The organism is Bradyrhizobium huanghuaihaiense (assembly GCF_025200885.1).
Taxonomy (GTDB): domain Bacteria; phylum Pseudomonadota; class Alphaproteobacteria; order Rhizobiales; family Xanthobacteraceae; genus Bradyrhizobium; species Bradyrhizobium huanghuaihaiense.
Window position 1 is genome coordinate 5,326,827 of sequence record NZ_CP104172.1, and the last position, 26,115, is coordinate 5,352,941.

The window sequence follows — 26,115 nt, forward strand, 5'->3', positions numbered from 1 at the left end:
TGACTTACTTGGCCTTGACTTCCTTGGCATAGATGTCGGGCTTGAAGCCGACCAGCAGCTTGCCGCCGACTTCCAGCACCGGCCGCTTGATCATCGACGGCTGCGCCAGCATCAACGCCAGCGCCTTCTTCTCGGTGAGGCCTTCCTTGTCGGAATCGGGGAGCTTCTTGAATGTCGTGCCGGCGCGATTGAGCAGCATCTCCCAGCCGACCTTGTCGCTCCACTGCTTGAGCTTGTCCTTCTCGACGCCCACGGCCTTGTAGTCGTGGAAGTCGTAAGCCACGCCATGACTGTCGAGCCAGGTGCGCGCCTTCTTCATGGTGTCGCAGTTCTTGATGCCGTAGATGATGTTGGGCAAGACAACTCCTCGCGCATGCGTGATGCTTCGGCAGCGGCGTTGTACGAAACTCCACTTCGCGCGACAATATTGCAAACGAAGCCCGCTCTGCAAAACGGACACATGATGCACGTCACCCACGATCCCGCGGCCGCCGCCTCGCCGACCATCGATTTCAACAGCTTCCTCGCGGTCGATATCCGCGTCGGCACCATCGTCGACGCCAAGCCGTTCCCGGAGGCGCGCAAGCCGGCCTGGCGTCTCTGGATCGACTTCGGACCCGCGATCGGCGTGCGCAAGAGCTCGGCGCAGATCACCGAGAACCATCCGCTCGAGACGCTGGTGGGACAACAGGTCGCGGCGGTCGTCAACTTTCCGCCGCGCCAGATCGGACCCGTTGTCTCGGAGGTGCTGACGCTCGGCTTTCCCGACGCCGACGGCAAGGTCGTCCTGGTGCAGCCGAGCAAGCCGGTGCCGAACGGCGGACGGCTGTTCTAGCCGCAACGAACCACGGACCGCAGCTCCGCTCCTGCCCCGCGCGGTCGCAACGGCATAATCCCCCTGTTTCTCGTCCCCCGACGGCCAGGACTTGACCAAAACTCTCTTTGGCAATAAAAATAACTGACTGATCGTTTTTTATTTCTATGGCAGAGAAGTCGGCCAAAACTCGCCAACAACTAAAACGATCGACCGGTCAGCTATTGAGGGACAGCCCAATGCCCAAGATCAGCGACAAGCAGCGCGAAGGCCGGCGGCAGCAGATCCTCGAGGCCGCCCTCGCCTGCTTCGCGGAAGACGGCTTTCACCAGACCGGCATGGCCGACATCGTCAAACGATCGGGACTCAGCCACGGCGCCGTCTATCTCTACTTCCAGAGCAAGGACGATCTGATCGAGGCGCTGGCCGACGACCGGCATCGGCGCGAGGCCGTGCTCAACTCGGTCGCGCAGGGATCGGGCGACCCGATTGAAGGACTGCACGCGCTGGTTCGCGTCTACGCGCAATGGCTCACCGATCCCGCCGGCGAAGCCCGCCGCTGCGTCGGCATCCATGGCTGGGCCGAGGCCTTGCGCAACCGCCGCGTCCGCAGCAGCGTCGTCGAAGGCATCGACATGCCGCGCGCCCTGATCGTGGCACTCGTCGAACGTGGTCAGCATGACGGCCTCATCAAGCGCGACCTCGGCGCCGAAGCGATCGCGCGCATGCTGATCGCGATCTTCCAGGGCTTCGTGCTGCAGAAAAGCTGGGGCGAGGATTTTGACGTCGCAGCCTGCATGGCGGCGGTCGATGGCGTGATCGACGGTCTGCGCACGACCAGGCCGGACGTCAAGCGACGGACCAGGACATGAGCGATGAGCTGGATCCCTGAACTCCTTGCCGGCGGCAGCGTCGGTCTCGTCGCGGGATTGGCATCGGGCTTCACGGGCACGAGTCCGGGTGGCGGCCTCGTCATCTTCTCCGTGCTGTTGCTCGGGGCCGAACAACACGTCGCGCAGGGAACGTCTTTGATCACGCAGATCCCTCCGACGGGCCTTGCCGGTGCGCGTCGCTATTGGCAGAGCGGCAATCGTAGTCCTCTGGCGTGGATCGCCTGGATCGGTCTCGGATTTCTCGTCGGCGGCGCGGGCGGCGGCTACGCCGCGGCGGCGGTGTCCGACGCAGCGCTGCAATGGACCTACGTCGTCTATCTCGTCGCGCTGATCGCAATGTTGCTTCTGCGCGGCGACCGTAAGGACGCCGGCAGCGAGCCTGGCGCACAAGACGAACTGCCCTGGCTGCCTCTGCTCCTCATCGGCACGCTGGCCGGATTCTCCTCCGGCTTCATGGGCATCGGCGGCGGGCTCGCGATCACCGTCGGCCTCGCCGCGGGCCTGCGCGTGCCGCAGCATCAGGCGCAACTCGTCAGCCTGATCTTCTCGGTAATCCCGACCAACATTCCCGCCGCCTCGATCTACTGGAGCAAGGGGCTCATGGTCGGCTGGCCGGCGATCCTCGGCATCCTGGCGGGCCTGTGGGTCGGCACCGATCTCGGCGCACGCGCGGCCAACGGCGTCAGCAAAGCCGCGCTGCGCCGAGCCATGATCGCCCTCGTCTCGCTGATGGCGCTCTACATGACCTACAAAGCGCTGAGCTGATCTTACGGCCGCTTCGGAATGTTCAGGCCGCGCTGCACCGCCGGCCGCGCAAGTCCCCGCTCGAGCCAGGCACCGACGGACTTGAACTGGCTGAACGCGACGAGCTCGCCCGCGCCGTAAAAGCCGATGAGGTTACGCACCCAGCCGAGCATGGAGATATCGGCGATGGTGTAGTCGTCATCCATGAACCATTGGCGGCCGGAAAGATGCGTCTCCATCACGCCGAGCAACCGCTTTGACTCGTCGACGTAGCGCTGCAGCGGCCGCTTGTCCTCAAAGTCCTTGCCGGCGAATTTGTGGAAGAATCCGACCTGGCCGAACATCGGCCCGATGCCGCCCATCTGGAAATGCAGCCACTGGATGGTTTGGTAGCGCCGTGCGGCGTCCTGCGGCAGCAGCTTGCCGGTCTTCTCCGCCAGGTATTGCAGGATCGCTCCGGATTCGAACAGCGCCAGCGGCCTGCCGCCGGGACCGTTGGGATCGAGCATCGCCGGGATCTTGCCGTTCGGATTGAGCGAGAGGAATTCCGGCGTCTTCTGGTCGTCCTTGCCGAAATCGACGAGGTGGACTTCGTATGACAGTCCGATCTCTTCCAGCATGATCGAAACCTTGACGCCGTTCGGCGTCGGCAACGAATAGAGCTGAAGCAATTCGGGATTCTTGGCCGGCCAGCGCTTGGTGACGGGAAAGTCGGAGAGATCGGACATCGGGACCTTTGGTGCATGGACTGAGGCGCGCTCAATCTAGGCGAGATGCCGCACCGCGCAAGTCACGATTCGTCCCGGCGAACCCACAGCTATCGCGGCAGCGTTGCCATCGCCACGATCGGGGTCATTGCTTCATGCTGCAGTCGATACTCGATGAACCGTTGCCCCGTGACCAACAGCAGGGCCGTAAAGGCAATCGCGAGAATCGCGGTCGCCAATTGGCACACGTCGTACATGGTATTTTGTCCCTCAACAGCCTTTGGTGTAAACGTCGGCTCAAGCGCCACGTTCCGAGGCGGCATGAAAATATTGCCAGTTTTTCCCGACACTCGCCACGAGTCCATCGCGCGGTTCCGGCGGCCTACGCAGGGACCAATGGCGCCTTCGAGCGTTGTCGCTGGATGAACATCGAGAAGCGCGCCCTGCTCGACCACGCTGAACGCTGTCGCCGCGTCGCGAACGAACTCGCTCATGACGCAGCCGCACAACGGTTGCGAGCGATGGCCGACGAGTATGAAGCGCGAGCAACAAGACTGGACGCCGAGGGCGCCTCGCTCGAATCCGGTTCGCAATAGTCGCTGCCACCGCGAAGGCGATCGGGAGGGCCGATTGGCCTCAAAAATTGATCTCCATCCGCAATCCGCGCGGATCGATCTCCTCCCCACCGATACGCTGCGTACTGTCGCGTGCCGCGACCGCGCAGGCGCAGGCATCGATGAGATCGTCGCGGCCGATGCCTGTGCCATGGCGCAGCGTCAACCATTTCGGCAGCCGCGTGAAGCCGCGCTGCTCCAGCAGCGCGATGCGCTGTTCGCGACCGTGCGCCGACGTCTTCCTTGCGAGACGGATTCGCCCTGCGAGATTCCAGAAGATCAACTCCGGATGCGCTTCGCCGATCGTCGCCTGCCGGGCTGACGTCATGATCTCGTCGACCTCTCTCATCTTGTCCCTGATATTCCAGAGCTGCGCCGACACGCCCCTGCCCTTGCCTTCGTGCTCCCAGTAATGGCGATTGGCCGCGGCCATGTCCGGGAAGGTCCAGAGGTCCCTGCGCGCGCCGAGAAACACGGCGGGCCCGACAAGTTCGCGCGCACGCAGATCGCAAGCGCGATAGCCGCTCAGGGGCAATCCGATCGGCATGTCGATCATCGCGCGTAGGTGCGGGATCGCGAGCAGGCGCATCAAGCCCGGTGAATAATCGAAGCCGTGATCGCCGAGATCATCGATCCAGGCTGCGACCCAGCCGAAGCGAAATCCGTCGAGGCCGAGATAGCTATTCACGCGCACGAATCAGCCCCTGACGACGCTCGTTCATCCCGTGCTGCCGTCTCGATGCCGTTCGAACAGCCGCTGCGCGAGCAGCGCGTGACCGAGCGTGCCGCCGGCGCGCACGGCGGCCGCGATCAATGCGGCTTCGGCGACCTCCTCGCGCGTTGCGCCGGCCTTGGCCGCCTGCGCCGTATGCACGTCGAGACAATAGGCGCATTGCGTCGTCAGCGCGACCGCGAGCGAGATCAGCTCGCGATATTTCGGCGGGATCGCTCCGTCCTTGCGTTCGACCGCATGATTGAACGCCAGGAACGCGTTGGCCTCGACCGGCGCGAGCGCAACGAACGCCGGAATCGATTTCAGATCGTCGGGGCTTTGATAATCGGTCATGTCTCATCTCGTCAGATATTCGCGCATCAAGGCGCGGGCGCGATGCAGCCGCGCCTTCACGGTCTGCCTGGTCGCACCGAGCGCGGCGGCGATTTCATCGATCGTCATCTCCTTGACGTCGCGCATCAGCGCGACATCGCGATAGTGCGGCGGCAGCGCCTCGAAGGCCGCGGCCACGTCGAGCCGCAGATCGGCCTCGGGCCGCAACAGCAATGCGGCTTTCGCCTCGCTCTCTTCGACAGCCGGCGCGAGGCCCGCCTTGCGCGCAAGCCGCAGGCATTCACGGCGGACCACGCTGAACACCCAGGCCGAGAACGCCAGCAGCGAGCGGATCGTGCCGACATGGCGGAACAGGATCCACAGCGCCTCCTGCGTCGCATCCTCGGCATCCGCCGAGCTGCGGCAGGTCGCCCGCGCATAGCGGCGGATATCCGGCTGAGCCGTCTCGAGCAGGCGCGCGATCGCCTCGGGATCGCCGAGCCGCGCGGCCTCGAACAGGTCCGGCGAGATCGCGGCCGCACTCACGACAAGCCTCCTCGTCCGATCCCCGCCATCGCGCACATCGGGCAATAACCGACGAGCCCCGTCAGCGCGAAGCCGGCACCGCCGAGCGCAACCAGCCACGCCGTCGCGCCGGCCAGGTAAACCAATGCCGCGCCCGCGACCGCCACGCCCAAGGCGATCCGCACCGCCTGGTGCAGGCCGCCGATGTTCTTCCTGTAAAATGCCATCGCATCCTCCGAGATGAGCCGAAGCAAAATGCCTCGATCATCAAGAGGGCGCGACGCCCCGAAAGGATTCGCGGCAGCCGGCAATTTTTTCGCGATCAGCCTCCGACGGCCTGATAGGCCAGGCGCTTGAATTCGAAGAAGAACGGATTCCAGAAGCCCATGTAGCGCTGGGCCATCAGGACACCCGCGGTATTGGCCTGTGGGCAGATCCACCAATGGGTGCCGGCAAGCCCGCCCCACTGGAATTCGCCGGTGGAGTTCGGCGGATCGAACGGCGTCGGCGCGAAGGTAACGGCGCCGCCGAGACCAAAACCCTTGCCGGGGATCGGGCCGAGATTGGCAAAGCGGATGGTCTGGCCTGCGGGCAGCTGGTTCGTCATCATCTGCCGCAACGTGTCCGGCTTCAGCAGCGCATCCGACCCGGGCAACAATGCACGCACCAGCGCGAGCATGTCCGGCAAGGTCGAGACCAGACCGCCGCCGCCCGACAGCCGCGGGAACGGCCGCCGATAGGCCTGCGGAAAAGGAAGATTGTCGGCGCGCGTGAGGCCCGGCTTCATCGGGTCGAGCACGTCGGCACCATTGTAGAGCGCGACCAGCCTGCCTTGCTGCGCCTCGGGGATGTAAAATCCGGTGTCGGTCATGCCGAGGGGATCGAAGATGCGCGCCTTGAGGAAGGCATCGAGCGGCTTGCCCGAGACGACCTCCACGATGCGTCCGAGCACGTCGGTGGCCACTGAATACTCCCAGCCCGCACCGGGATGATAGGACAGCGGTAGTTCGGCGAGCTTGTCGATCATGTCGGAGAGCGGCGTCAGCGGATTGAGCACGCGCGCCTCGTTGTAGCCTTTGAACAGCACCGTGCCGGGATCGAAGATGCCGTAGCTGAGGCCGGAGGTGTGGGTCAGGAGTTGCCGGATCGTGATCGGGCCCTTCGCCGGCTCGACATCGGCAAGGCTTGTTGCGCCCTGCTTCAAGACCTTGCGATTGCCGAGCTGCGGCAGGACTTTCTCGACCGGATCATCGAGCCCGATGCGGCCTTCCTCGACCAGCAGCATGATCGCGCAGGTGACGAAGATCTTGGTGTTCGAGAACGCACGGAAGATATGGTCGGGCCGGAGTGCCGTCTTCGCTTCGCGGTCGGCAAAGCCGACGCATTGCTGATCGACGACCTCGCGGCCCCGCAGCACCGCCCAGGATACGCCCGGAATGATCTCCTGATCGACGTAGCGCTGCATTGCCGTCCGTGCGGCGGAAAAATCTGTCGTTCTGGCGTCCACCTGTTTCCCCCAAATTATGGTTGGGATCGATATAGCGCGAATTCGGCGGATATGAAGCCCCGCCGAGAAACGCTCATCCCTGCTTCATCAGCGCGGTAACGTGCAGGCGACGCCGGATCCGCATGCCCTGCCGCTGGTACAGCCCAATCGCGGAGGTGTTGTTCGAGAATACATGCAGGAACGGAATTTCGCCGCGCGCCTCGATCCGGCGCGCGACCGCCGCGAGCAGCGCCTGCGCATAGCCGCGCCCGCGATAGTCCGGGTGGACGCAGACGGCCGTCATCTCCACGAACTTTCCGGGCTTCATCCGCTCACCGGTCATCGCGACCAGTTCGCCGCCGGCGCGGATGCCGAGGAATGTGCCGAGTTGATGCGTCCGCGCGGCAAACGGCCCGGGCTTGGTCAGCTCCGTCAGCGCCATCATCGCGGGCACGTCGGCCGCTCCCAGCGTGACGATCTCGGCGTCACGCAGCGGACTGTCGGCGGGCGAGCCGATCATCTGCTCCCCGGTGTCGGCGAGCACCACCTTGAAGCCGACGGGAACGTCGACCGGCTCCGGCGTGAACAGCGCGGCGACCTGCGAGGGCGACAGCAAATCACCGAGCGCGGCAAAGCTTGCCGCGGACATGTCGACCATGTCGGCAAAGGGCGTCATATCCACAGGATAGCGCAGCGCTTGCGGGCCGCCCTCAGCCAGGTGCTTCTGGCTCGTCGTCAACGCGCTCCAGATCGGACGATCCAGCAGCGCCACATCACTGTCGGACACCGGCCTAGTCCTTGTCGAAGCTGACGATGACGGCGGCGTTGGCGATGAGGATCGGGTCGTTGGCAACTTCCGTAGCCGAGGGGATCTCCAGCCCGCCCTTGACCGCAGTCACGGTCACGGTGCCGTAAGGCAGCTCCTTCGCAACGGCTTCCTCGTCCACCGCCTCCGGGTTGGGCACGCCGATCGTGACGTCGACGAACATATCGTTCGCGGTTTTGCCGATCATGCGGAAGAAGCCGAGACTCGAATGCCTGATGGCATCCGACACCGCCCGCTTCGCCGCCTTGGTGGCGTCCCTGCCATGGACGTCGACGCCCATCCCCATCTCGGTGACACAACGAACGCGAGTCATTTCATAGTCCTGTGGTTGATTGGGTGAATGAGAGTGTCGGAGATCAGTGGCTGCGGCACAAGTGTGGTTCTCATGTTAGCAGGAGATCTTTGCCGAGACCTCCGTCATTGCGAGCGCAGCGAAGCAATCCAGAATCTTTCCGCGGAGACAGTCTGGATTGCTTCGCTGCGCTCGCAATGACGGTGTGGAGATAGCTTTGCGCCGTCAATCACGCCTTCGATTTCTCGTGCGCGCGGAGCTCGTCGACGAGCACCCGCACGTTCTCGGAGTAGTCGATCGGGATCGAGACCAGGTGCACGCCGCCTTCTTTGAACGCCGCCTCGAGCGTCGGGCCAAAGCTGTCGATGCTTGCGATGCGGTGCCCCTTGGCCCCGTAGGATTTTGCGTACAGCGCAAAATCCGGATTGCCAAAGGTCATGCCATAATCGGCAAAGTGATCGACGGCCTGCTTCCAGCGGATCATGCCGTAGGCGTTATCCTCCAGCACCAGCACGACGAGGTTGAGCTTGAGGCGGACCGCGGTCTCCATCTCCTGGCTGTTCATCATGAAGCCGCCGTCGCCGGCGACCGCGAGCACGCGGCGATCGGGATAGAGCATCGCGGCCATCATCGCCGACGGCAGGCCTGCGCCCATGGTCGCCAGCGCATTGTCGAGCAGCAGCGTGTTGGCGACGCGGGTGCGGTAGTTGCGCGCGAACCAGATCTTGTACATGCCGTTGTCGAGCGCGACGATGCCGTTCTCCGGGATCACCTGGCGGATGTCGTGCACGATGCGCTGCGGCGTCGGCGGCCAGCGTGCCTCGGTGGCGCGGTCGGCGATGTGGCTGAGAATTTCTTCGCGCAGCGGCAACAGCGCCGCGGCCTGCGGCAACTTGCCCTCGAGGCGGTCGGCGAGCAGCTCCAGGCTCGGGCCGACATCGCCGACGACCTCGGCATCGGGGAAATAGACCTGCTCGACGCTGGCCGAGGTGTAGCTGACGTGAATCACCTTCGGCCCCGACGGCCCCATGATGAAGGGCGGCTTCTCGATCGGGTCGTGACCGATCGCCACGATCAGATCGGCGGCGTCGATGGCATCATGAACATAGTCGCGCTCGGACAGCGCGGCAGTCCCCATATAGAGATTGGTGCCGCCGGGCACGGTGCCCTTCCCCATCTGCGTGGTGAAGAAGGGAATGCCGGTGCGCCGCACGAAGCTCGCGATGCCGTGCGTCGAGCGCGGTCGGCTGGTCGCCGCGCCCATCATCACCAGCGGGCGCTTCGCGGCCAAAATCATCTCGGCAGCGCGGTCGAGCGCGGCGCGATGGGCGACGGGTATCTCGATCGGATGGATCGGGATCACGGGGACGGCGGACACCTCGTCGCCCGCGATGTCCTCGGGCAGCTCGAGATGCACCGGTCCCGGGCGCTCCTCCATCGCCACGCGAAAGGCATCGCGCACCACGGTCGGAATGCTGGAGGCGCTGACGATCTGCCGCGACAGCTTCGTCAGCGGCTTCATGGTGGCGACCACGTCCACGATCTGGAAACGCGCCTGCCGGCTGCTCATGATCGCCTTCTGCCCGGTGATCAGGATCATCGGCATCGCGCCGAGATGCGCATAGGCAGCACCGGTGGACAGGTTGAGCGCGCCGGGGCCGAGTGTGGAGAGACAAACACCGGGCTTGCCGGTCAGTCTTCCATGCGTAGCGGCCATGAAGGCAGCGGCCTGCTCGTGGCGGGTCAGGACCAGCTCGATCCTGGAGTTGCGCAGCGATTCGACCAGATCGAGGTTCTCCTCGCCGGGAACGCCAAAAATGCGATCGACGCCTTCGTTCTCCAGGGCCGCAACAAACAGGTCCGATCCCTTCACTTTGTGGTCCTGCCCGCTCATGTCGCCTCCCTGTCGCAGCTCCGGCTTCCGCCTTCGGCGGGAACCTCGCGCGCATCGTACCCGCCTGCGGCTCAGGTACAACTCACAAAGCGGCGCTCTACTCTCTCAACGGGGTCGTCCCGGCGAAGGCGGGGAAAAATCGCGCCCTACTGCTTCAGCACCGTCATTGCGAGCGCAGCGAAGCAATCCAGAATCTTTCCGCCGTGGCAGTCTGGATTGCTTCGCTACGCTCGCAATGACGGAGCAAGGGGCACCGGCCTGTTTCTGTAGCTCGCAAGGTCTTGTAGCCCGGATGAGCAAAGCGACATCTGGGAATCGTGCCACCGGACGCAGCGGTCCCGGGTATCGCTTCGCTCACCCGGGCTACAATATCTCACTTCACCTTCAGGCTGAGCTCGGTGCCGCCCTTAAGCGGCAGCGTCATCGAGACGAAGCTGTTTCGGGGATCGCGGATGAAGTCGAGGTAGTCGGGCTCGGCATTGTCGTTCATGCCGTAGCCGCCGATCAGTAGCTGCGGCGCGACGATCTCGATCACCTCGCGTGCCAGCGAAGGACCTCCCTCGCCCGGCCAGCCATCGATCAGAACGAAGTCGACGGGACCGCCGAGATCGCGCAACGTCTGTCGCGCATCGCCCTCGCGGATCTCGGCGTAGTCGGCAAGGCCCGCCTCCGCGAGATTGCGCCTGGCGGTCTCGACCTTGGCCGGCACGATCTCCGAGGGGGGCCGATCATTCATGCGTGGCGTCCTCCATCACTTGCCGAGGATTTCCGCAGCGGCGCGATCCAGGATCGCAGCGATGCGGCGGGCCTCGGCCGCGTCGCTGCCGTGCTTGCTGCGCAGCGCGCGCTTGAGGTTATGGCGGGCACGGTGCAGTTCATCGGAGGCACCAGCGTCGAGATCGCTGACGCCGGCAAAAGCTTCGCGCACCTCGTCCATGCGGCGCCCGATCCGCGACAGCGCCTGAAGGATCGCATCCGCGGTCGAACGGTTCTCGGCCAAATGCGCCTCGCCCTGCGGTGTGATGCTGTAGAGCTTGCGCCCGCCGTCCTGCTGGACGCTGCTGTGGCCGACCTCTTCGAGATAGGTCAGCGCCGGATAGATCACGCCGGGGCTCGGCGTGTAGAAGCCGTCGGAGCGCTCCTCGATGATCTTGATCAGCTCATAGCCGTGTGCCGGGTTTTCGGCGAGCAGCGCCAGGATCACGAGCTGAAGGTCCTGCGAGGACAGCCGACGTGCGCCGGGAAAGTCGTCGCCACCGCGCCCGAAGAAGCCGTGGCCGCCGCGGCCGAAGCGATGCCGCCCGCCGCCGTGCCGACCCATGGCGAACGCGAAGCGAAACTCGTGCTCCTCTCGGCCGTGCCTGTCATAATGCTTGCCTCGAAACATATCTTGCGTCTCCGTTGTTAGATATATCGTAAGATATGTTTTGAGATGATAGACGCAAGGCACAAGCCCGTGATTTTGGCTTTGGGTCGGTTTCACCAGCAAAATCAGTCGCCAAGCTTGACATACCCATGACATACCGCTGGTATGCCAGTTATGCCCATGACCTCCCTCGAGCGCGATCGCGCCTATTCGCTGCTCCGCGACCTCGTCACGTCAGGCGAGTTCGGGCCCGACGAGCCTCTTTCCGAGCGCAGCCTGTCGAGCCGGCTCGCGCTCGGCCGCACACCGATCCGCGAGGCTCTGAAGGCTCTCGCCAGGGACGGCCTTCTCACCATCCATCCGATGCGCGGCACCTTCGTGCGCCAGATGTCGTTCGACGATCTCCGCGAGATCCACGAATTGCGGCTCGCGCTCGAAGGCATGGCCGCCTATCTGGCCGCGACGCGCGGGCCGACGGAGCCGCTGCGCCGATGCGCCGAGGAGCTCCGCAGGATTCAGTCGCGCGAGAATCTCGATGTGGAGGAAGCGCAGCAGGTCGGCTGGGCCTTCCACGACGAATTGTTTCGCGCCACCGGCAACGGCCGGCTGGCGCAGTCCTACGACAATCTGCGCGCGCAGAGCGGCCTCGCCCTGCAGAAGATGCGGCAATACAGCGTCGATCGTACGCGCCAGGCTGTCAGCGAGCATCTCGACATCTACGCGGCCATCGAAGCGCACGACCCCGACGCCGCGCAGCAGCGCATGTGGCGGCATCTGTCGTCCGCCTTCGAGGCGCGCCTCACCGCGCTCGGCGCCATCCGCACGCAATATCCGGGACAAGGAGACCATCACGCATGATCCGGCCGCTGCTCAGATTGCCCCTCGTGGTCCAGATGCTGCTCGGCCTGGTGCTGGGTCTTTGCGTCGGCCTGCTCTGGCCCGATGTCGGCGCGAGCCTGCGGCCGATCGGCACCGCCTTCGTCGAGGCTGTGAAGATGATCGTCATTCCAGTGGTGTTCGCGGCGGTCACGCTCGGCCTCTACCGGATGGGCAGCGAGCTGAAGGTCCTGGGCCGCGTCGCCGCGATCAGCCTCGGCTATTTCTACCTCGCGACCGTGATCTCGATCCTGATCGGACTTCTCCTCAACGCCGCCTTCCATCCGGGCGCCGGCGCGCCGCTGGCCGCAACCGGCAAGGTGCCGCAGAACCTCGCGGTGTCGGTCGACTGGATCAAGTTCTTCATGGACATGATCCCCTCCAACATCGTGGCGGCGATGGCCGAGCAGAAGATCCTGCCGACGCTCGTCTTCGCCATTCTGTTCGGCCTGGCCCTCGCCTCGATCGGCAAGGTCGGCGAGCCCATGGTTGCGGTGCTCGAAGCAGTGATGGCGGCGATGTTCAAGATCACCAAATGGATCACCTCGCTGGCGCCGATCGCCATCTTCGCGGTGATGGCTTGGCTGTTTGCGACGCAAGGCCTCGCCACCGTGGTCGCGCTCGCAAAGCTCGTCGGCGTCATGTATCTCGGCCTTGCCATCATGGTCGCGATCTTCTGGCTGATGCTGCTTGCGATCGGCGAGAGGCCGATTGCCGTCACCAAAGCGGTGATGGAGCCGATGATCCTCGCCTTCTCCACCCGCTCCTCGGAAGTGACGCTGCCGCTGCACATGGAGAAGCTGCGGGCGATGGGCGCCTCGGAGCGCATCGTCTCGGTGGTGCTGCCGCTCGGCTACGCCTTCAACCGCGACGGCGCCATCATGTATTTCGCGCTCGCCGTCACCTTCCTCGCGGAGGCCTATGGCGTGACGCTGACCTGGTCGACGCTGTTCACCATCCTCATGGTCACGACCATCGCGAGCAAGGGCAGCGCCAACGTTCCCTCCGGCGGGCTGGTTGCGATTGCCATGGTGCTGTCGGCGATCGGGCTGCCGATCGAGGCACTGGCGATCATCGCCGGCGTCGACGCCTTCCTCGACATGGGCCGCACCGCGATCAATGTGTTCGGCAACACGGTTGCGGTGAAGCTGGTGGAACGCTTTGCCGGCGACGTCGTCTCGGACGAGGCTCAACCCGTGGCCGCCGGCCTGCAAGTGCAGGACGCCTGATGACGACGCAACAGGGCGGCAGCGACGGCATCGTCGACCTGCGCAGCGACACCGTCACGCTGCCGACCGCGGCGATGCTGGAGCACATGCAGCGCGCCCCGCTCGGCGACGACGGCCGCGAGGGCGATCCGACGGTCCGCGCGCTCGAGGTGCGCGGCGCCGCCTTGATCGGCAAGGAAGCGGCCCTGTTCGTGCCGAGCGGCACGATGGGCAATCTGCTGGCGATGCTCGCCCATGCCGAGCGCGGCGCGGACGTGTTCGCAGATGGCGGTGCGCATCTGCTCAACTCGGAACTCGGCAGCGTCGCGACGATCGCAGGGCTCCTGCCCAAACCGATGCCGGGCCGCCGCGGCGCAATGGACGAGACGGCGCTCGCGGACGCGATCCGCTCGTCGCAGCGCCCCGGCCTGATCGCGATGGAGACGACGCATAACGGCGCCGGCGGCGCAGTGCTGCCCCTGGCGCACATGACGCGCATTCATGCGCTCGGGCAGGCACGCGGGATTCCCGTGCATCTGGACGGCGCGCGCCTGTTCAATGCCGCGGTCGCGCTCGGCGTGCCCGCGGCGGGGATCGCCGCGCACGCCGACAGCGTGATGGTCTGCCTGTCCAAGGGACTGAGCGCCCCGGTCGGCAGCCTGCTCTGCGGTTCCAACGATGTCATCACAAGGGCAAGAGCCTTGCGAAAACTCGTCGGCGGCACCATGCGCCAGTCCGGAATCGTCGCGGCCGCGGGCCTCGTCGCGCTGGAGACGATGATCGACCGCCTCTCCGAGGATCATGCGGCCGCAAAGCGGCTCGCCGCGGCTTTGAGCTGGCTCGACCCGGCGCTCGCCGATCCCGACCAGGTGCAGACCAACATCCTCCGCGTCGACGCCTCCGCAAGCGCGCGCGACGCCGCCGCATGGGCCGAGGGCGTGAAACGGCACGGCATCCTGGTGCAGGCGAGCGGCCCCTCGCAGCTCCGGCTCGTCACCCATCGCCACATTGGCGACAGCGCAGTCGACCGCACCATCGCCGCCTTCGCGGCGCTCGGCCGCTAGCTGGCGGCCTTGCAAGCCGGGTTTGGCGTGCTATCGCTCGCGCCATGACTCCGAAAACCTTCGAAGCGCGCTGCCTGCGCCTGCCCGCTGCCACCAAGGTGGTGCAGTGGGAAGGCACTTCGGTATTCAAGGTCGGCGGCATGATGTTCGCGCTCGGCGGCGGCTTTGCCGCAGGCTCCGGCGGCTACATGTTCAAGGTCTCGGACATGGCCTACGGGATGCTGATCGAGCACGGCCTGGCGCGGCCGGCACCGTATCTCGCCCGCGCCAAATGGGTACAGCTCGTCAGCAACAACGCGCTGCCAGACGCCGAGCTCACGGCCTATCTGGTGCAGGCCCATGCGCTGATCGTGGCGAGGCTGACGCGCAAGGCCCGCAAGACGCTGGGGCTCGCCCCGCCGGCGTGATCATCCCCGCGGTCGCGACGATGCTGAACCTTCATTCTTCCAGCTCAGAAGTCGACGGCAACCTCGCCGAAACCCGCAAGGCGCGCCCGGGCGCTGGTCCCCGCTTCTGCGAAGACCATGCCGGTACACGAGCCTGTCGTGACGATCTGGCCCGGCAAGAGAGGCACACCCCGGTCCGCACAATGGCGGATGAGCCAGCGCAGCAGACGCCAGATGTCGCCTGCGGGATTGCCTCCAATGGTTCGACGGCTGATGTCTTCGCCGATGGAGAGATGCGCCTCGACGCTTCTGAGATCGATGGAAGCCGGGCTGACTGTCGCGGCTGCTCCGATCAGCAACGCGCCGTGGCTCTGCAAATCCGCAAGCTGGGCCAGGGCAACACTGTTCGTCCAATCCTCGAGACGAGTCTCGACCACCTCGATGGCGGGATAGACCGCGTCGAAGGCGCGTGCCAGTTCGGGATCGGGCAACGCGGCGTCGTCAGCCGTGAGCGCGCGCCCGACCCGGAGCGCGACTTCCACTTCGACACCGCGCAGGCGGAATTCCGGGCCGAGCCGCGCGCCTGAGGCAAGCAGGCCCGACGCCGGCAGCGGCGCGCAGACGGGCTCGGCGTCCGGGCTCGACGCGCCGACCTTCCACCCGCCGACCGGACCGATCCGGGCGAGCGTGGCATCCTGGATCGCGTAGGCGCCGGCACGATCCGGCGGAAGAATGTCGCGCCAGGCGACCGCCCGCCCGCTGCCTCTCGCTGCGACCAACCGGTCTGCCGCTTCACTCGCATTGGTCACGATGTTCTCCCGTAATGGGGCCCGGCCTCGGCGACGAGGCGTGCCGTGGCGGAAACTCCCCTTTTGTAATGTCTCGATGCGCTAGTCATCGGCCTTGGTCGCACGCAGCAGATTGTCGCGCAATTCGCTCACCGTCTTCTGCACCACCGGAAAATCGTCGCCAAGACCCGTCGCCTCAATCAGCGACCCGCCGAGATCCTGCTCGATCAGCTTGCGCCCCGCAGGCGTCAGGCTCAGGCGCACCTGCCGCTCGTCGGCGGGATCGCGGTGGCGCTTGATCAGCCCCATCTGCTCGAGCTTCTTCAGGATCGGCGTCAGCGTGTTGGATTCCAGGAACAGCTTCTCGCCGAGCGCGCTGACGGTCTGCTCGTCCTCGTCCGACAGCGCCACCAGGGCGATGTACTGGGTGTAGGTGAGCCCGACCTTGTCCAGCAGGGGCTTATAGGCCCGGCCGAAGGCGAGATTGGCCGAATAGACGGCAAAGCACAGGAAATTCGAGAGTTTTCGGCCTTTGCCGGCAGTTTTGGGGGAACGGGCCACGGGAACCTCCGCAATTCGTGATCTGCGGACCTATATAAATCGCATCCGATTAAATCGGAAGAGCTTGACCACGGAATGCAGTGGGACTATTTCGACACGTATCCGATTAGATCGGATACGATTAATCACAAAGGATACGACCATGACATCCGCTGCAAAGGTTCTCTTCACGGGCAAGACCCACGTCACCTCGGGCGCCGATGGGGCTGCGCACTCCAGCGACGGCTTCCTGAACGTCAAGCTGGCCCAGCCGCACCCGGCCGCCGAAAACCTGTTCGCCGCCGCGTGGTCGGCCTGCTATCTCGGCGCGCTCGGGCTCGCGGCTGCCCAGCGCAAGGTCAAGCTGCCGAGCGAGCCGTCGGTCGACACCGCGATCGACCTGAACAACGCCGGCGGCGCCTTCTTCCTGCGCGCCCGTCTCGACGTCAGCGTCCCCGGCGTCGATCGCGCGGTCGCGCAGGAACTGATCGAGGCCGCACATGGGATCTGCCCCTACTCCAAGGCGGTGCACGGCAACATCGAGGTGACAACCACCCTCGTCTGAAGCGCCACGACGCGGACCGGCCGGCATCGGCCGGGCCCGCGCGGCGCGGACAACGTACTCACCACAAGGAGCCGACCATGAGCCATCGTCGTCTGCGAACCCTGCGCGCGCTGTCGAGCGCGGTCCTGCTCGCGGCAAACCTGTTCACCCTGCCGGCCGCGGCGGCGCAGGCCGGCGTCACGCGCACTGACCTGCAGCGCCACGATCTCAGCTCGCCCGGGCGCGAGGCAGTGCAAGTGCGCGTCGATCTCGCCCCGGGCGTGGCATTCGGCCGGCACACCCATCCGGGCGAGGAGATCATCTATGTGCTGGCAGGTGCCATCGAATACGACGTCGAGGGCAAGCCGCCGGTCACGCTGAAAGCTAGCGACGTGCTGTTCATCCCCGCCGGCACAGTGCATGCGGCGAAGAATGTCGGCGTTGACACCGCCAGCGAGCTTGCGACCTATATCGTCGCCAAGGACAAGCCGCTGCTGACGCTGGCGCAGTGAGCCGGCCGTTCCGATTGACCCGCGCATGATATCTGACTAAAGTCAGACATCATGCTAAACCCAGTTTCCCGCGTCCGCCGCTTCAACCGTGCCGTCACTTCTGCCGTCGGCGCACTCGATAACTCGTTCCTCGGGCGCGGGCGGCCGCTGGGGGCCGCGCGCGTGCTCAATGCGATCGGGCACGGGCGTTCGGACGTCGCCGAGATCCGCGACTATCTCGGGCTCGATTCCGGCCTGATGAGCCGGCTGCTGCGCAGCCTCGAGGACGAGGGAGTGGTCGAGACCAGTACGCATGCGGACGACGCCCGCCGTCGCGTGGCAAAGCTGACGCGCACTGGCCGGCGCGAGTTCGCGGCCTACGAGGCGCTCTCGAACGCCCAGGCCGAGGGATTCCTAGCGCAGCATGCGCAGCGCGAGGCCTTGCTGGCGGCGATGGACCTGATCGCATCCGCATTGACGCGAGAGCGCGTTTCGCTCGATGAGATCGATCCTCAATCCGAACAGGCACGCTATTGCCTCGCTGAGTACTATGCCGAGCTCGGCCGCCGCTTCAAGCAGGGCTTTGACGTGTCCCTGTCGCGCGATCCTGACGCCAAGGACATGCGCCGGCCGCGCGGCACCTTCATCGTCGCGATGTCGGACACGCTGCCGATCGGGTGCGTGGGCTTGAAGGGAACCGACCACGGCTACGCCGAGATCAAGCGGCTCTGGGTCGCCCCCGCCGCGCGCGGGCTGCGGCTCGGCCGGCGCCTGATGGACGCGACTGAGGCCGCGGCGCGCGAGCTCGGTATCGCCCTGTTGCGGCTCGACACCAACAGCGCGCTGCCCGAGGCCGCCCAGCTTTACCGCAACACCGGCTGGCGCGAGATTCCGCGCTTCAATGACGATCCCTACCCGGACCTGTTCTTCGAAAAGCGGCTCTAGGTCGTTCGCGTCGGACGCACGACGATCTCGTTGACATCGACATAGTCGGGCTGCTCGATGGCGAAGCGCACGGCGCGGGCGATCGCGTCGGGCTGAAGCGCGATGGCACGATAGGTCTTCATCGCCGCTGCGGCCACGGGGTCGGTGATGGTATCGGCCAGCTCGCTCTCGACCACCCCGGGATGGATGCAGGTGACGCGGATATTGTCATGCTCCTGGCGCAGGCCGTCGGAGATCGCCCGCACCGCATATTTGGTCGCGCAGTAGACAGCCGCCGTCGGCGACACGCCCAAGGCGCCGATCGAGGCGATGTTGATCACATGGCCGGAGCCGCGCGCCGCCATCTCCGGCAGCACCGCGGCGATGCCGTAGAGCACGCCCTTGATGTTGACATCGACCATCCGGTCCCATTCCTCGACCTTCAGCGAAGCCATCAGCGACAGCGGCATCACGCCGGCATTGTTGACGATGACGTCGACCCGGCCCCAGACGCCGCGCGCGGCATCGGCGAAGGCGGCGACGTTGGCGCGGTCGGTGACGTCGAGCGGATGGGCGAGTACCGTGCCGCCGGCCGCGTTCAGCTCGGACGCGAGATCCTTCAGGCGGTCGGCGCGCCGCGCGCCCAGCAGGACCTTGGCGCCGGCCGCGGCCAGCTCGCGCGCGATGCCTGCACCGATGCCGCTGGAGGCGCCGGTGATGAGAATGACTTTGTCGATTGCCATGAGACTTCCCGTTCTTTCGGAATGATTGCGGGAACATGGACCGACGCCTTTGCTGTGATAAGACGATCATATCTAACCACGCTGGCAAGCTGCGCTAACCGATGGAAACCGACCTCAACGCCCTCGCCGTCTTTGCGCTGGTCGCCGAAGAGCGGAATTTTCGCGCCGCCGCGGACCGTCTCGGCGTGACGCGCTCGGCTGTGAGCCAGACCGTCCGGCGACTGGAGGAAACGCTCGGCATCGCGCTGGTCCAGCGCACGACGCGCAGCGTCAGCCTGACCGAGGCCGGCGAGCGGCTGCATGCGGAGATCGCCCCTGCCATTGCGGACATGCGCGCCGCGCTCGGCAACACCGAGGCGCTGCGTGGACGGCCGCGCGGGCTGTTGCGGCTCGCGGTCTCCTCGATCGCCGAGCATTTCCTGTCCGGTCCGTTTCTTGCCGGCTTTGCCGAAGCCAATCCGCAGGTGCAGCTCGACGTCACCGTGACCGACGCGGAGTTCGACATCGTCGCGGCCGGCTATGATGCCGGCGTGCGGCTCGGCGAGGTGATCGAGCAGGATATGATCGCGCTGCCGATCGCCGGCGACGAACGCCAGCTCGCGGTCTGCGCGCCGGCCTTTCGCGATCGCTTCGGTGTGCCCTCGCACCCGTCCGAGCTCGCAGCGTTTCGCTGCATCGGCTGGCGCCCGGCGCCGAACGTCACGCCCTATCGCTGGGAGTTTTCCGACGGCGGCAAGGAGTTCAGCGTCGCGGTCGCGCCCGAGATCACGACCAATGACATGGCGCTGATGATCAAGCTCGCCGTCGCCGGCGCCGGCATCACCTTCGGCATGGAGGCGAGCTTCCGGCCCGCGATCGCACGCGGCGAGCTGGTGCCGATCCTGGAGGACTATTGCGCCTCCTTCGCCGGCTTCTATCTCTACTATCCGAGCCGCCGCAACGTGGCGCCAAAATTGCGCGCACTGATCGAGCACGTGCAGCGGCGCGGCTGAGCCGAAGGAACCCGCCGTGACCAGGAACGAGCTTGCCGCCATTTATCACGGCTACATCGCCTGCCTGAACCGGCAGGATTGGCCGGCGCTCGGACAGTTCGTGCACGACGACGTCGTCCACAACGCGCGGCCGCTCGGGCTGTCCGGTTATCGCGCGATGCTGGAGCAGGATTTTCGCGAAATCCCGGACCTGCACTTCAACGTCGAACTGCTGGCGTCGGACCCACCCGGGATCGCGGCGCGGCTGAGATTCGATTGCACGCCCGTGGGGACTTTCCTTGGACTTGCCGTCAACGGGCGGCGCGTGTCCTTCTGCGAAAACGTGTTCTACGAATTCCGCGAGGGAAAGATCCGGCAGGTGTGGTCGATCATCGACAAGACAGCGATCGAGACGCAGCTCTGACGCCGCGCCTCGATCTCACGTTCATGCCGCCGCCGGCGCCACCTCCCCTTGCGGCTTCGCGAAAGGCCGGAACGTCATCGCCATCAGGAAGGCCCCTAAGCCCATCGCCCAGGAGGCGATGTAGAGCCAGGCGTAGCTGGAGAACGCGTCATAGATCAGGCCGCCGGCGAGCGGGCCCGTCGCCATGCCGAGGCTGCCGGCCATCGCCGTGCCGCCGATCACCGTCCCCATCATCCGCAGCGGAAAGTTCTCGCGCACCAACACCGCATAGAGCGGCATGGTGCCGGCATAGATGAAGCCGAAGATGGCGCCGACCGCGTAGAACGTCGCGAGCTGTTGGGCGAAGACGTAGGCCAGCGCGCCGAACGCCTGCAGCAGCAGCCCCGAGACCAGCACGCGTTTGGCGCCGAAGCGATCGCCGAGAAGCCCGAAGGCGATGCGGCCACCCATGCCGGCAAACCCCTCGATGCTGTAGATCGTCACCGCCGCGACCAGCGGGATACCGCAGCTGATGGCATAGGACACGGTATGGATGATCGGGCCGGAATGGGTGGCGCAGCAGAAGAAGTTGGTGGCAAGCAGAATGAAGAATTGCGGCGAGCGCAGCGCCTCGCCCATCGACATCTCGCTCTGCGCAGCCCCCTCCGCCATTGGTGCTGCCGCGGCCTGCGCGAGCGCGGGTGGACGGCGCACCAGGAACGAGACTGGGATCATGATGGCGGCAACCACCAGCGCGATGATCTGCATCGAGGTGCGCCAGTCATGACCGGAGACGAGCCAGGCCGCGAGCGGCGCCATCGTCATCGGTGCCATGCCCATGCCCGCGGAGACCAGTGACACCGCGAGGCCGCGATTCGTGTCGAACCAGCCGGTGACCGTCGCCATCATCGGCGCGAAGATCGCCGCGCAGGACGCACCGACCAAGAGGCCGAACACGAACTGGAACGCGATCAGCGAGGTCGCATGGCTCGCCGCGAACAGGCTCAGCGCCAGCACGGCCGATCCGGTCAGCACCACCGGCAGCGGCCCGAACCTGTCGGTTGCCGTGCCCCAGGCCATGCTGGTGAACGCCATCGCCAGGAAGCCGATCGTCATCGCGCTGGAGATGCCGGTCACCGACCAGCCGGTGTCCTTGGCAATCGGCTGCAGGAACACCGGCAGCGAGAACATGCCGCCGATCGCGACGCAGCCGAGCAGGCCGCCTGCGGCGACGATCACCCAGCGATAGTGGGAACGAAGCATCTCTTGGTCTCCCGTCAGATTTGTCTGGGTGGAAGACGAATGGGAACTGCGCCGGCCGACAGCGGCACATCATTTTTGCCGCACGCTTTTGTGACCTGCCAGCAAAAAGCGAAAACAACCCCATGCACAGTAGCCGGCCGCTGTGGGATCAATGACTTACGAGGCCCGCGGCTTGCGTTGCCGGGAAACGGTTGCTCCGTCGGGCAAAACACTGGCAGAATGGCATCATCCCACGAGCTTGACCGCATCTGTTCGGACGCCCGCCGATCATGGCGCAGGCTGCCGATCCGGTGCGCTTTCGATGCTCGGATTTCGAACGGAACGCTCCCATGCCCAAGATCGACATCGCCACTGTCCCGGCCCGCAAGGGCTCGGGCTATCCAGCTCCCTTCGATGCCCCGTGCGCCGAGCGCATCCGCAAGCGGCTCGGCAATGCCGGCGGCCTTGCCGATTTCGGCGTCAACCTGATGCGCCTGCCGCCGGGCAACTGGTCGAGCCAGCGGCACTGGCATTCGCATGAGGACGAGTTCGTCTACGTGCTCGAGGGCGAAGTGGTGCTGATCGAGGACGAGGGCGAAACCGTGCTGCGCGCCGGCGACTGCGCCGCCTTCCCGAAGGGCAGCGGCAACGGGCATCACATGATCAACCGCTCGGATGTGACGGCGGTCTATCTCGAAGTCGGCTCACGCTCGCCCGACGATCTCACGACCTGCTCGGACATCGACATGATGAGCGCCAATTCCGACGGCCGGTTCGTGCACAAGGACGGTACGCCCTATTCGGACTAGGCCGTGCACCTAAACCCGGCTACGTCCGCTTTGCTCCCATAGCGACCAAGTTCGTGCGGCAGCGCAGTATGTCGCGATGGGCCAATAAGCGACGTCAAGCTGCTACGACGGCGCCACCCCCCCCGCGCGCGGTTCTGGGAGCTCCGCGCCCCTCAGGGGAAGCGGCTGGTCGCCAAGCAGCACCTTCACCACGACGTCACGCGCATTGTTGGGATCAAGCGAGTGCTTTGCGATCAGGTCGCTACAGTCGGCGACGATCTGGTCGGCGTCCTGCATGATCTTGAGCTCTTTGTAGCGATCGTGCCGATGCAGGCCCATGCTTTCGCCAACCACTTCAAGGATATTTATGATGCGGAATGGCCAGTCGCGCTCGTGCGCGCACAATTCGCGATGATCGGAATGATAGACCGCGACCAGTGCATCGACACCTGCATCGCGCGCCGCCTCAAGTTCCATAAGCTGCAATTCGCGCTTGAACTTTGGAAGTGCGCCGACATCTACGCTCTGCAAGCCCACCGCCGGCTGGTTCAGATCGACGAGTTCGATACCGGGGACCGCCGTCAAGATTTCAGCGGCGGCTTCCACGACGCCGGCCACGCCGGGATGCTTGTGCAACGCGACCCGCATTTCGACCCTGCGCTGAAGGAGCGGCTTTAGCTGCGCCAGCCGGTCACCGAGAAAGCGCATGAACGGGCTGATCTCGAACGGGCGGGAGCCACGCTGCCGTTCCACCGTTGGCAGGATGGTTTCCGTGTACTGGACGTAGCACGACGGGCACCAGGAGATCACCTGTCCCGAGTTGGAGTGCGACAGCTTTTCCATGGTGCTCGAGCCCATACGACCGGCCATCTCTGCGTCCCCAGACTTGAGTTGGAGGATGCCGCAACAGTGGCTTGGTCCGCCCATCACCTGATAATTGACGCCGAGCGCATCCATGATATCGAGGGCAAGCAAGGCGATGTGCGGCGTCTTGAGCACATTGCAGCCGGTGTAAAACACGAAATCCGGCGCCTCAACGGGCGTGGAGACCGACGCCGATTTCTGACCCAGTCGTTCGAGCACGTCCGTATCGAGTTGCAGGCGCGAAAGCACGCTCACTCCACGACTTCCCTCGCGGTACTTCTCGACACCCAGTCGGCGTCGTTCGGCAAGCTCATTGTCCGACTTCGCGATGCCAAGCCGCGCCATGCTCAGCAAGAAACGCGGATTGACGCCATAGTCGCACGCCTTGATGCATGCCCCGCTCCGCATGCAGGACTGCGCCCATTTGCGCGACGCTTCCGGGCCGTTGCCGGTCCGTACCAGTTCGAGGATGCCACCGATGATGTCTTCGGACTTTGTCCCCAAGATGCCGGCCGGCTCGACACTCGGACATGCCTCGACGCATTTCCCGCATCGCGTACAGGCGTCGAGCATTTCTTCGACACATTCAGCCAGGGTCGTCTCGAATGGGACCTCGTTTATCGGCTGCATGACCAGCTCCAGACCGCTGACGGATCAGCTACGTGCGGCACATGACAACTTCGGAACCTAACCCACAAATGGCGAGCTGTATACGAGCAGGCCAGCAATCGGGGTTTGTCGCCTTTGGGTCAAAATCGGCGGTCCAGAGCGACGCGACCCGCTTCCGGTCTACACTCGACAGCCGGCACCGAGACGAGCATCCTCTGGGCCGCGATGGGCCAGAAGCGGACTTAGGTATTTTGGACACGCGGCATGCCGGCTTGAGCCCCTCCGCGCGGTTCCTGACGTTAGGGTGATGGAGCCCGCGCCAAGTGCAACGCGGCCTCCACGCCACCTTCCATGATCTGCCGCGCTTTGGCAGCGTCAGGCACTACGCGCGCAAACTGCAAGGTGCCCACCATGAGGCCGAAGATGGTCGTCGCGCGCCGGTTCTTTTTGACGGAATCTTCGCCGGGAAGCAGTGCGGCCAGTGCCGTGACGTAGCTATGCAGTGCTTTCTCGTAATCTCGCCTGGTGGACAGGGGTTGACGGGCGATTTCCGGAAGCAATGCCGCGGAAGGGCACCCGTCCGCGGCGCCTTCAAGGTGGGCGCGGTTCAGATACCGGCGTATCGTGCCTTCGAGATCGCTGCCCTTAAGCTGATCTTGCTCAAGGCAATGCTGCTGTTCACCCAGCGCCCTGCCCAGCGCTTCGCGAACAAGCTCGTCCTTGGACTCGAAGTGCGGAGAGAAGGCTCCTTTGGTGAGGCCGGCTTCGCCCATGATCCCCGCAATTCCCGTTGCGGAGATGCCGTCCCGGCGCATGCACTTCGATGCCACGTCGACGATGTGCCGTCGTGTCTCCGCCTTGTGACCTTTCTCGAAGCGCATTTTCTCGCAACTCCACCAATATCCCGCAGCCACTATGGATCACGCCGCTAGATCGCGATCGGCCCGTTACCAAAAACGCCTTCGATCTTGCGTGCAAGGGCCAGAAGCGTCCGGTCGCTACCTAGCGAAGCATCAAGCTCCAGGCCAATTGGCAGTCCGGCGCGAGAAAGGCCGACGGGAAGACTGACACCCGGCAACCCCACGCTGCTCGCCGACACGGTGTGGTTTGCCAAGGCAAGATAGCTGACCTCCTGCCCCGCGATATGGACGGTCGCTTGCTCCTCGATTAAGGGCGCGGTGCATGGCGTCGTCGGCTGCAGAATGACGTCCGCTCCATGAGCGACGAACGCCCTGTCGAGACGGCGCTGGATTTCAGGCCGGCTCACGTTGAGCGCAGTCTGATAGGCTTCTGTCGAGATAGCACCCGCACCGCCCGGTAAGGCGATGTGTCCCCACGCCTGCCGAAGTTGAGGTTTGAGCCCGTCATAGATCGCCTCGAACGTGGTCGGAATGTCATGGCGGCGAAGGAATTCCGAAATCGCGCCCATCGTCTCGTGAGCGAAGATTCCCCATGTCGCGGTTTGGATCAGAGCGTTGAAATCGTCGCCAAGGTCGACCTCAACCACTTCGGCGCCAGCGTCCGCTAGCCGCCGGATCACCTCGCGGAACCGGATCTCGACATCCGTGTCCACCAGTTCGAGGAACTGTCGGGGCGCGAAAGCCAGTCGAGCTCCCTTGAGATCGTAGCCGCCATTGGAGGACTGGGCGGCCGCTTGTTCACCCGTCATGACCTGATCGAGCAAAATGCAGTCCTCGACGCTTCGCGCGAATGCGCCCGTCGTGTCGAGCGTATGGGAGATCGGAGCAACACCATCGCGCGGCCAACGTCCGGTCGTCGGCTTGAACCCCACGACACCACAGAACGATGCGGGCACCCGGATTGACCCAACGGTGTCACCGCCCAGCGACGCCGGAACGAGGCCGGCGGCTACCGCTGCGGCGGAGCCGCTCGACGAGCCGCCCGACACACGATCGCGTGCGTACGGATTCTTCACCTGCCCGTAACGTGCATTATGACCGGTCAAGCCGTAGGACATCTCGACGAGGTTATTCTTCCCGAATAACAGAGCGCCCGCGCGCTTGATGGCACGGACAGCGTCCGCATCTTCGCGCGGCACGAAATGGGCGAGGCTATCGAGGCCTAGGCTCGTAGGTAGCCCCTTCGTCAAATAACTGTCTTTTACCCCGAACGGCACGCCCAGCAGCGGAGCCGCCGATCCGGCCGCACGTGCTTTGTCCGCATCCCTCGCGGCCGCCAGCACCGCGTCCTCGTCGATGGTGATAAAGGCATTGAGTTCGGCAAGCGCTCGCGAACGCTGCAGAAGTCCTGTGGTGTAAGCTTCTGAAGTGATTTCGCCATTGCGAATGGCTGCGGCCGCGGACACGACCCCCAGCGAGTCATCCGTAAGTTCTTGCGCTGCCATGCGCCGTGAAGCGGCGGTAAGGTCGTTCATAGAGTCCTCGCGAAAAGCGTGTGCGGCAGTTCGCTGTTGCCGTAGACCAGAGGCTCAGCTTCAATGCCATTAC

33 protein-coding genes are annotated in these 26,115 nt (G+C 65.0%); 13 read left to right on the forward strand and 20 right to left on the reverse strand.

The features are described from left to right. Positions 1-4: 4 nt before the first annotated feature. Positions 5-358, reverse strand: coding sequence for an ArsC family reductase (locus tag N2603_RS25600; protein ID WP_260384308.1), 354 nt, complete (start codon positions 356-358; stop codon positions 5-7). Positions 359-463: 105 nt separating this feature from the next. Between N2603_RS25600 and N2603_RS25605 the strand changes: the two genes are divergently transcribed. The 3 genes from N2603_RS25605 to N2603_RS25615 all read left to right on the forward strand — a co-directional run bounded on the left by N2603_RS25605 (position 464) and on the right by N2603_RS25615 (position 2,472). Continuing rightward, positions 464-835 (forward strand): tRNA-binding protein, encoded by a 372-nt coding sequence (locus tag N2603_RS25605; protein WP_026312471.1) that lies wholly within the window; start codon positions 464-466, stop codon positions 833-835. Between the two features lie 218 nt (positions 836-1,053). Next, positions 1,054-1,686, forward strand: a complete 633-nt coding sequence (locus N2603_RS25610; RefSeq protein ID WP_260384309.1) for a TetR/AcrR family transcriptional regulator — start codon at positions 1,054-1,056, stop codon at positions 1,684-1,686. A 3-nt stretch (positions 1,687-1,689) separates the two neighbouring features. Continuing rightward, positions 1,690-2,472: a sulfite exporter TauE/SafE family protein gene (locus N2603_RS25615; RefSeq protein WP_260384310.1), complete on the forward strand. Its 783-nt coding sequence runs from the start codon at positions 1,690-1,692 to the stop codon at positions 2,470-2,472. Between the two features lie 2 nt (positions 2,473-2,474). On the opposite strand, the gene N2603_RS25620 is transcribed toward N2603_RS25615, so the two are convergent. The 12 genes from N2603_RS25620 to N2603_RS25675 form a co-directional block, all read right to left on the reverse strand. Next, complete coding sequence (locus tag N2603_RS25620) at positions 2,475-3,179, reverse strand: glutathione S-transferase family protein (protein WP_260384311.1); 705 nt, start codon at positions 3,177-3,179, stop codon at positions 2,475-2,477. 89 nt (positions 3,180-3,268) lie between these two features. After that, the gene (locus tag N2603_RS25625) at positions 3,269-3,652 is read right to left on the reverse strand and encodes a hypothetical protein (RefSeq protein ID WP_260384312.1); all 384 of its coding nucleotides are present in this window, start codon (positions 3,650-3,652) and stop codon (positions 3,269-3,271) included. Positions 3,653-3,794: 142 nt separating this feature from the next. Further along, positions 3,795-4,460: a DUF429 domain-containing protein gene (locus tag N2603_RS25630; RefSeq protein WP_260424253.1), complete on the reverse strand. Its 666-nt coding sequence runs from the start codon at positions 4,458-4,460 to the stop codon at positions 3,795-3,797. A 30-nt stretch (positions 4,461-4,490) separates the two neighbouring features. Beyond that, positions 4,491-4,838, reverse strand: a complete 348-nt coding sequence (locus tag N2603_RS25635) for a carboxymuconolactone decarboxylase family protein (protein ID WP_260384313.1) — start codon at positions 4,836-4,838, stop codon at positions 4,491-4,493. 3 nt (positions 4,839-4,841) lie between these two features. Then, positions 4,842-5,363 carry an RNA polymerase sigma factor gene (locus N2603_RS25640; RefSeq protein ID WP_260384314.1) on the reverse strand — a complete coding sequence of 174 codons (522 nt, stop codon included), beginning with the start codon at positions 5,361-5,363 and terminating at the stop codon, positions 4,842-4,844. Further along, on the reverse strand, positions 5,360-5,569 hold the full coding sequence (locus N2603_RS25645) for a YgaP family membrane protein (RefSeq protein WP_026312472.1): 210 nt from the start codon (positions 5,567-5,569) through the stop codon (positions 5,360-5,362). The genes N2603_RS25640 and N2603_RS25645 overlap by 4 nt, the downstream gene beginning before the upstream one ends. A 95-nt stretch (positions 5,570-5,664) precedes the next feature. Then, on the reverse strand, positions 5,665-6,849 hold the full coding sequence (locus N2603_RS25650) for a serine hydrolase domain-containing protein (protein WP_260384315.1): 1,185 nt from the start codon (positions 6,847-6,849) through the stop codon (positions 5,665-5,667). A gap of 73 nt (positions 6,850-6,922) precedes the next feature. Continuing rightward, positions 6,923-7,615, reverse strand: coding sequence for a GNAT family N-acetyltransferase (locus N2603_RS25655; protein ID WP_260384316.1), 693 nt, complete (start codon positions 7,613-7,615; stop codon positions 6,923-6,925). Between the two features lie 4 nt (positions 7,616-7,619). After that, a complete protein-coding gene (locus N2603_RS25660; protein WP_260384317.1) occupies positions 7,620-7,967 on the reverse strand; it encodes a Lin0512 family protein in 348 nt (115 codons plus the stop codon). 208 nt (positions 7,968-8,175) lie between these two features. Beyond that, positions 8,176-9,840, reverse strand: coding sequence for an acetolactate synthase large subunit (locus tag N2603_RS25665; protein ID WP_260384318.1), 1,665 nt, complete (start codon positions 9,838-9,840; stop codon positions 8,176-8,178). A 373-nt stretch (positions 9,841-10,213) separates the two neighbouring features. Beyond that, the gene (locus N2603_RS25670; protein ID WP_260384319.1) at positions 10,214-10,576 is read right to left on the reverse strand and encodes an O-methyltransferase; all 363 of its coding nucleotides are present in this window, start codon (positions 10,574-10,576) and stop codon (positions 10,214-10,216) included. A gap of 15 nt (positions 10,577-10,591) precedes the next feature. Continuing rightward, positions 10,592-11,227 carry a PadR family transcriptional regulator gene (locus N2603_RS25675; protein ID WP_260384320.1) on the reverse strand — a complete coding sequence of 212 codons (636 nt, stop codon included), beginning with the start codon at positions 11,225-11,227 and terminating at the stop codon, positions 10,592-10,594. Positions 11,228-11,380: 153 nt separating this feature from the next. Between N2603_RS25675 and N2603_RS25680 the strand changes: the two genes are divergently transcribed. From N2603_RS25680 to N2603_RS25695, 4 genes are read left to right on the forward strand one after another with little or no spacing between them, the layout of a single operon-like run. Then, positions 11,381-12,064: a GntR family transcriptional regulator gene (locus N2603_RS25680; RefSeq protein WP_260384321.1), complete on the forward strand. Its 684-nt coding sequence runs from the start codon at positions 11,381-11,383 to the stop codon at positions 12,062-12,064. Further along, positions 12,061-13,311 (forward strand): dicarboxylate/amino acid:cation symporter, encoded by a 1,251-nt coding sequence (locus N2603_RS25685; protein WP_260384322.1) that lies wholly within the window; start codon positions 12,061-12,063, stop codon positions 13,309-13,311. Before N2603_RS25680 ends, N2603_RS25685 begins: the two co-directional genes overlap by 4 nt. Beyond that, positions 13,311-14,354, forward strand: coding sequence for a threonine aldolase family protein (locus N2603_RS25690; RefSeq protein WP_260384323.1), 1,044 nt, complete (start codon positions 13,311-13,313; stop codon positions 14,352-14,354). The genes N2603_RS25685 and N2603_RS25690 overlap by 1 nt, the downstream gene beginning before the upstream one ends. Before the next feature lie 44 nt (positions 14,355-14,398). Continuing rightward, the gene (locus N2603_RS25695) at positions 14,399-14,761 is read left to right on the forward strand and encodes an MmcQ/YjbR family DNA-binding protein (RefSeq protein WP_260384324.1); all 363 of its coding nucleotides are present in this window, start codon (positions 14,399-14,401) and stop codon (positions 14,759-14,761) included. 44 nt (positions 14,762-14,805) lie between these two features. Here the strand turns inward: N2603_RS25695 and N2603_RS25700 are convergent, their stop codons facing one another. Next, complete coding sequence (locus tag N2603_RS25700; protein ID WP_260384325.1) at positions 14,806-15,549, reverse strand: 2-keto-4-pentenoate hydratase; 744 nt, start codon at positions 15,547-15,549, stop codon at positions 14,806-14,808. Positions 15,550-15,630: 81 nt separating this feature from the next. After that, positions 15,631-16,089, reverse strand: a complete 459-nt coding sequence (locus N2603_RS25705; protein ID WP_018646116.1) for a MarR family winged helix-turn-helix transcriptional regulator — start codon at positions 16,087-16,089, stop codon at positions 15,631-15,633. A gap of 142 nt (positions 16,090-16,231) precedes the next feature. Between N2603_RS25705 and N2603_RS25710 the strand changes: the two genes are divergently transcribed. The 3 genes from N2603_RS25710 to N2603_RS25720 all read left to right on the forward strand — a co-directional run bounded on the left by N2603_RS25710 (position 16,232) and on the right by N2603_RS25720 (position 18,048). Next, positions 16,232-16,633: an Ohr family peroxiredoxin gene (locus tag N2603_RS25710; protein ID WP_211403111.1), complete on the forward strand. Its 402-nt coding sequence runs from the start codon at positions 16,232-16,234 to the stop codon at positions 16,631-16,633. A 77-nt stretch (positions 16,634-16,710) separates the two neighbouring features. Beyond that, positions 16,711-17,124 carry a cupin domain-containing protein gene (locus N2603_RS25715; RefSeq protein WP_260384326.1) on the forward strand — a complete coding sequence of 138 codons (414 nt, stop codon included), beginning with the start codon at positions 16,711-16,713 and terminating at the stop codon, positions 17,122-17,124. A 51-nt stretch (positions 17,125-17,175) separates the two neighbouring features. Then, positions 17,176-18,048, forward strand: coding sequence for a bifunctional helix-turn-helix transcriptional regulator/GNAT family N-acetyltransferase (locus N2603_RS25720; protein ID WP_260384327.1), 873 nt, complete (start codon positions 17,176-17,178; stop codon positions 18,046-18,048). Here N2603_RS25720 and N2603_RS25725 read toward each other — a convergent pair. After that, positions 18,045-18,770, reverse strand: a complete 726-nt coding sequence (locus N2603_RS25725; RefSeq protein WP_260384328.1) for an SDR family oxidoreductase — start codon at positions 18,768-18,770, stop codon at positions 18,045-18,047. The genes N2603_RS25720 and N2603_RS25725 overlap by 4 nt on opposite strands. 101 nt (positions 18,771-18,871) lie before the next feature. Between N2603_RS25725 and N2603_RS25730 the strand changes: the two genes are divergently transcribed. After that, complete coding sequence (locus N2603_RS25730; RefSeq protein ID WP_260384329.1) at positions 18,872-19,762, forward strand: LysR family transcriptional regulator; 891 nt, start codon at positions 18,872-18,874, stop codon at positions 19,760-19,762. 16 nt (positions 19,763-19,778) lie between these two features. Then, complete coding sequence (locus N2603_RS25735; RefSeq protein ID WP_260384330.1) at positions 19,779-20,165, forward strand: ester cyclase; 387 nt, start codon at positions 19,779-19,781, stop codon at positions 20,163-20,165. A 21-nt stretch (positions 20,166-20,186) separates the two neighbouring features. On the opposite strand, the gene N2603_RS25740 is transcribed toward N2603_RS25735, so the two are convergent. After that, positions 20,187-21,407 (reverse strand): MFS transporter, encoded by a 1,221-nt coding sequence (locus N2603_RS25740; RefSeq protein WP_260384331.1) that lies wholly within the window; start codon positions 21,405-21,407, stop codon positions 20,187-20,189. A gap of 329 nt (positions 21,408-21,736) precedes the next feature. On the opposite strand from N2603_RS25740, the gene N2603_RS25745 reads away from it, so the two are divergent. Continuing rightward, complete coding sequence (locus tag N2603_RS25745; protein ID WP_260384332.1) at positions 21,737-22,195, forward strand: cupin domain-containing protein; 459 nt, start codon at positions 21,737-21,739, stop codon at positions 22,193-22,195. Positions 22,196-22,297: 102 nt separating this feature from the next. Here N2603_RS25745 and N2603_RS25750 read toward each other — a convergent pair whose 3' ends face one another. The 3 genes from N2603_RS25750 to N2603_RS25760 all read right to left on the reverse strand — a co-directional run bounded on the left by N2603_RS25750 (position 22,298) and on the right by N2603_RS25760 (position 26,042). Continuing rightward, positions 22,298-23,668 (reverse strand): heterodisulfide reductase-related iron-sulfur binding cluster, encoded by a 1,371-nt coding sequence (locus N2603_RS25750; RefSeq protein ID WP_260384333.1) that lies wholly within the window; start codon positions 23,666-23,668, stop codon positions 22,298-22,300. A 278-nt stretch (positions 23,669-23,946) separates the two neighbouring features. Continuing rightward, the gene (locus tag N2603_RS25755; RefSeq protein WP_260384334.1) at positions 23,947-24,528 is read right to left on the reverse strand and encodes a TetR/AcrR family transcriptional regulator; all 582 of its coding nucleotides are present in this window, start codon (positions 24,526-24,528) and stop codon (positions 23,947-23,949) included. 47 nt (positions 24,529-24,575) lie between these two features. Then, complete coding sequence (locus N2603_RS25760) at positions 24,576-26,042, reverse strand: amidase family protein (protein WP_018645818.1); 1,467 nt, start codon at positions 26,040-26,042, stop codon at positions 24,576-24,578. Positions 26,043-26,115 lie beyond the last annotated feature (73 nt).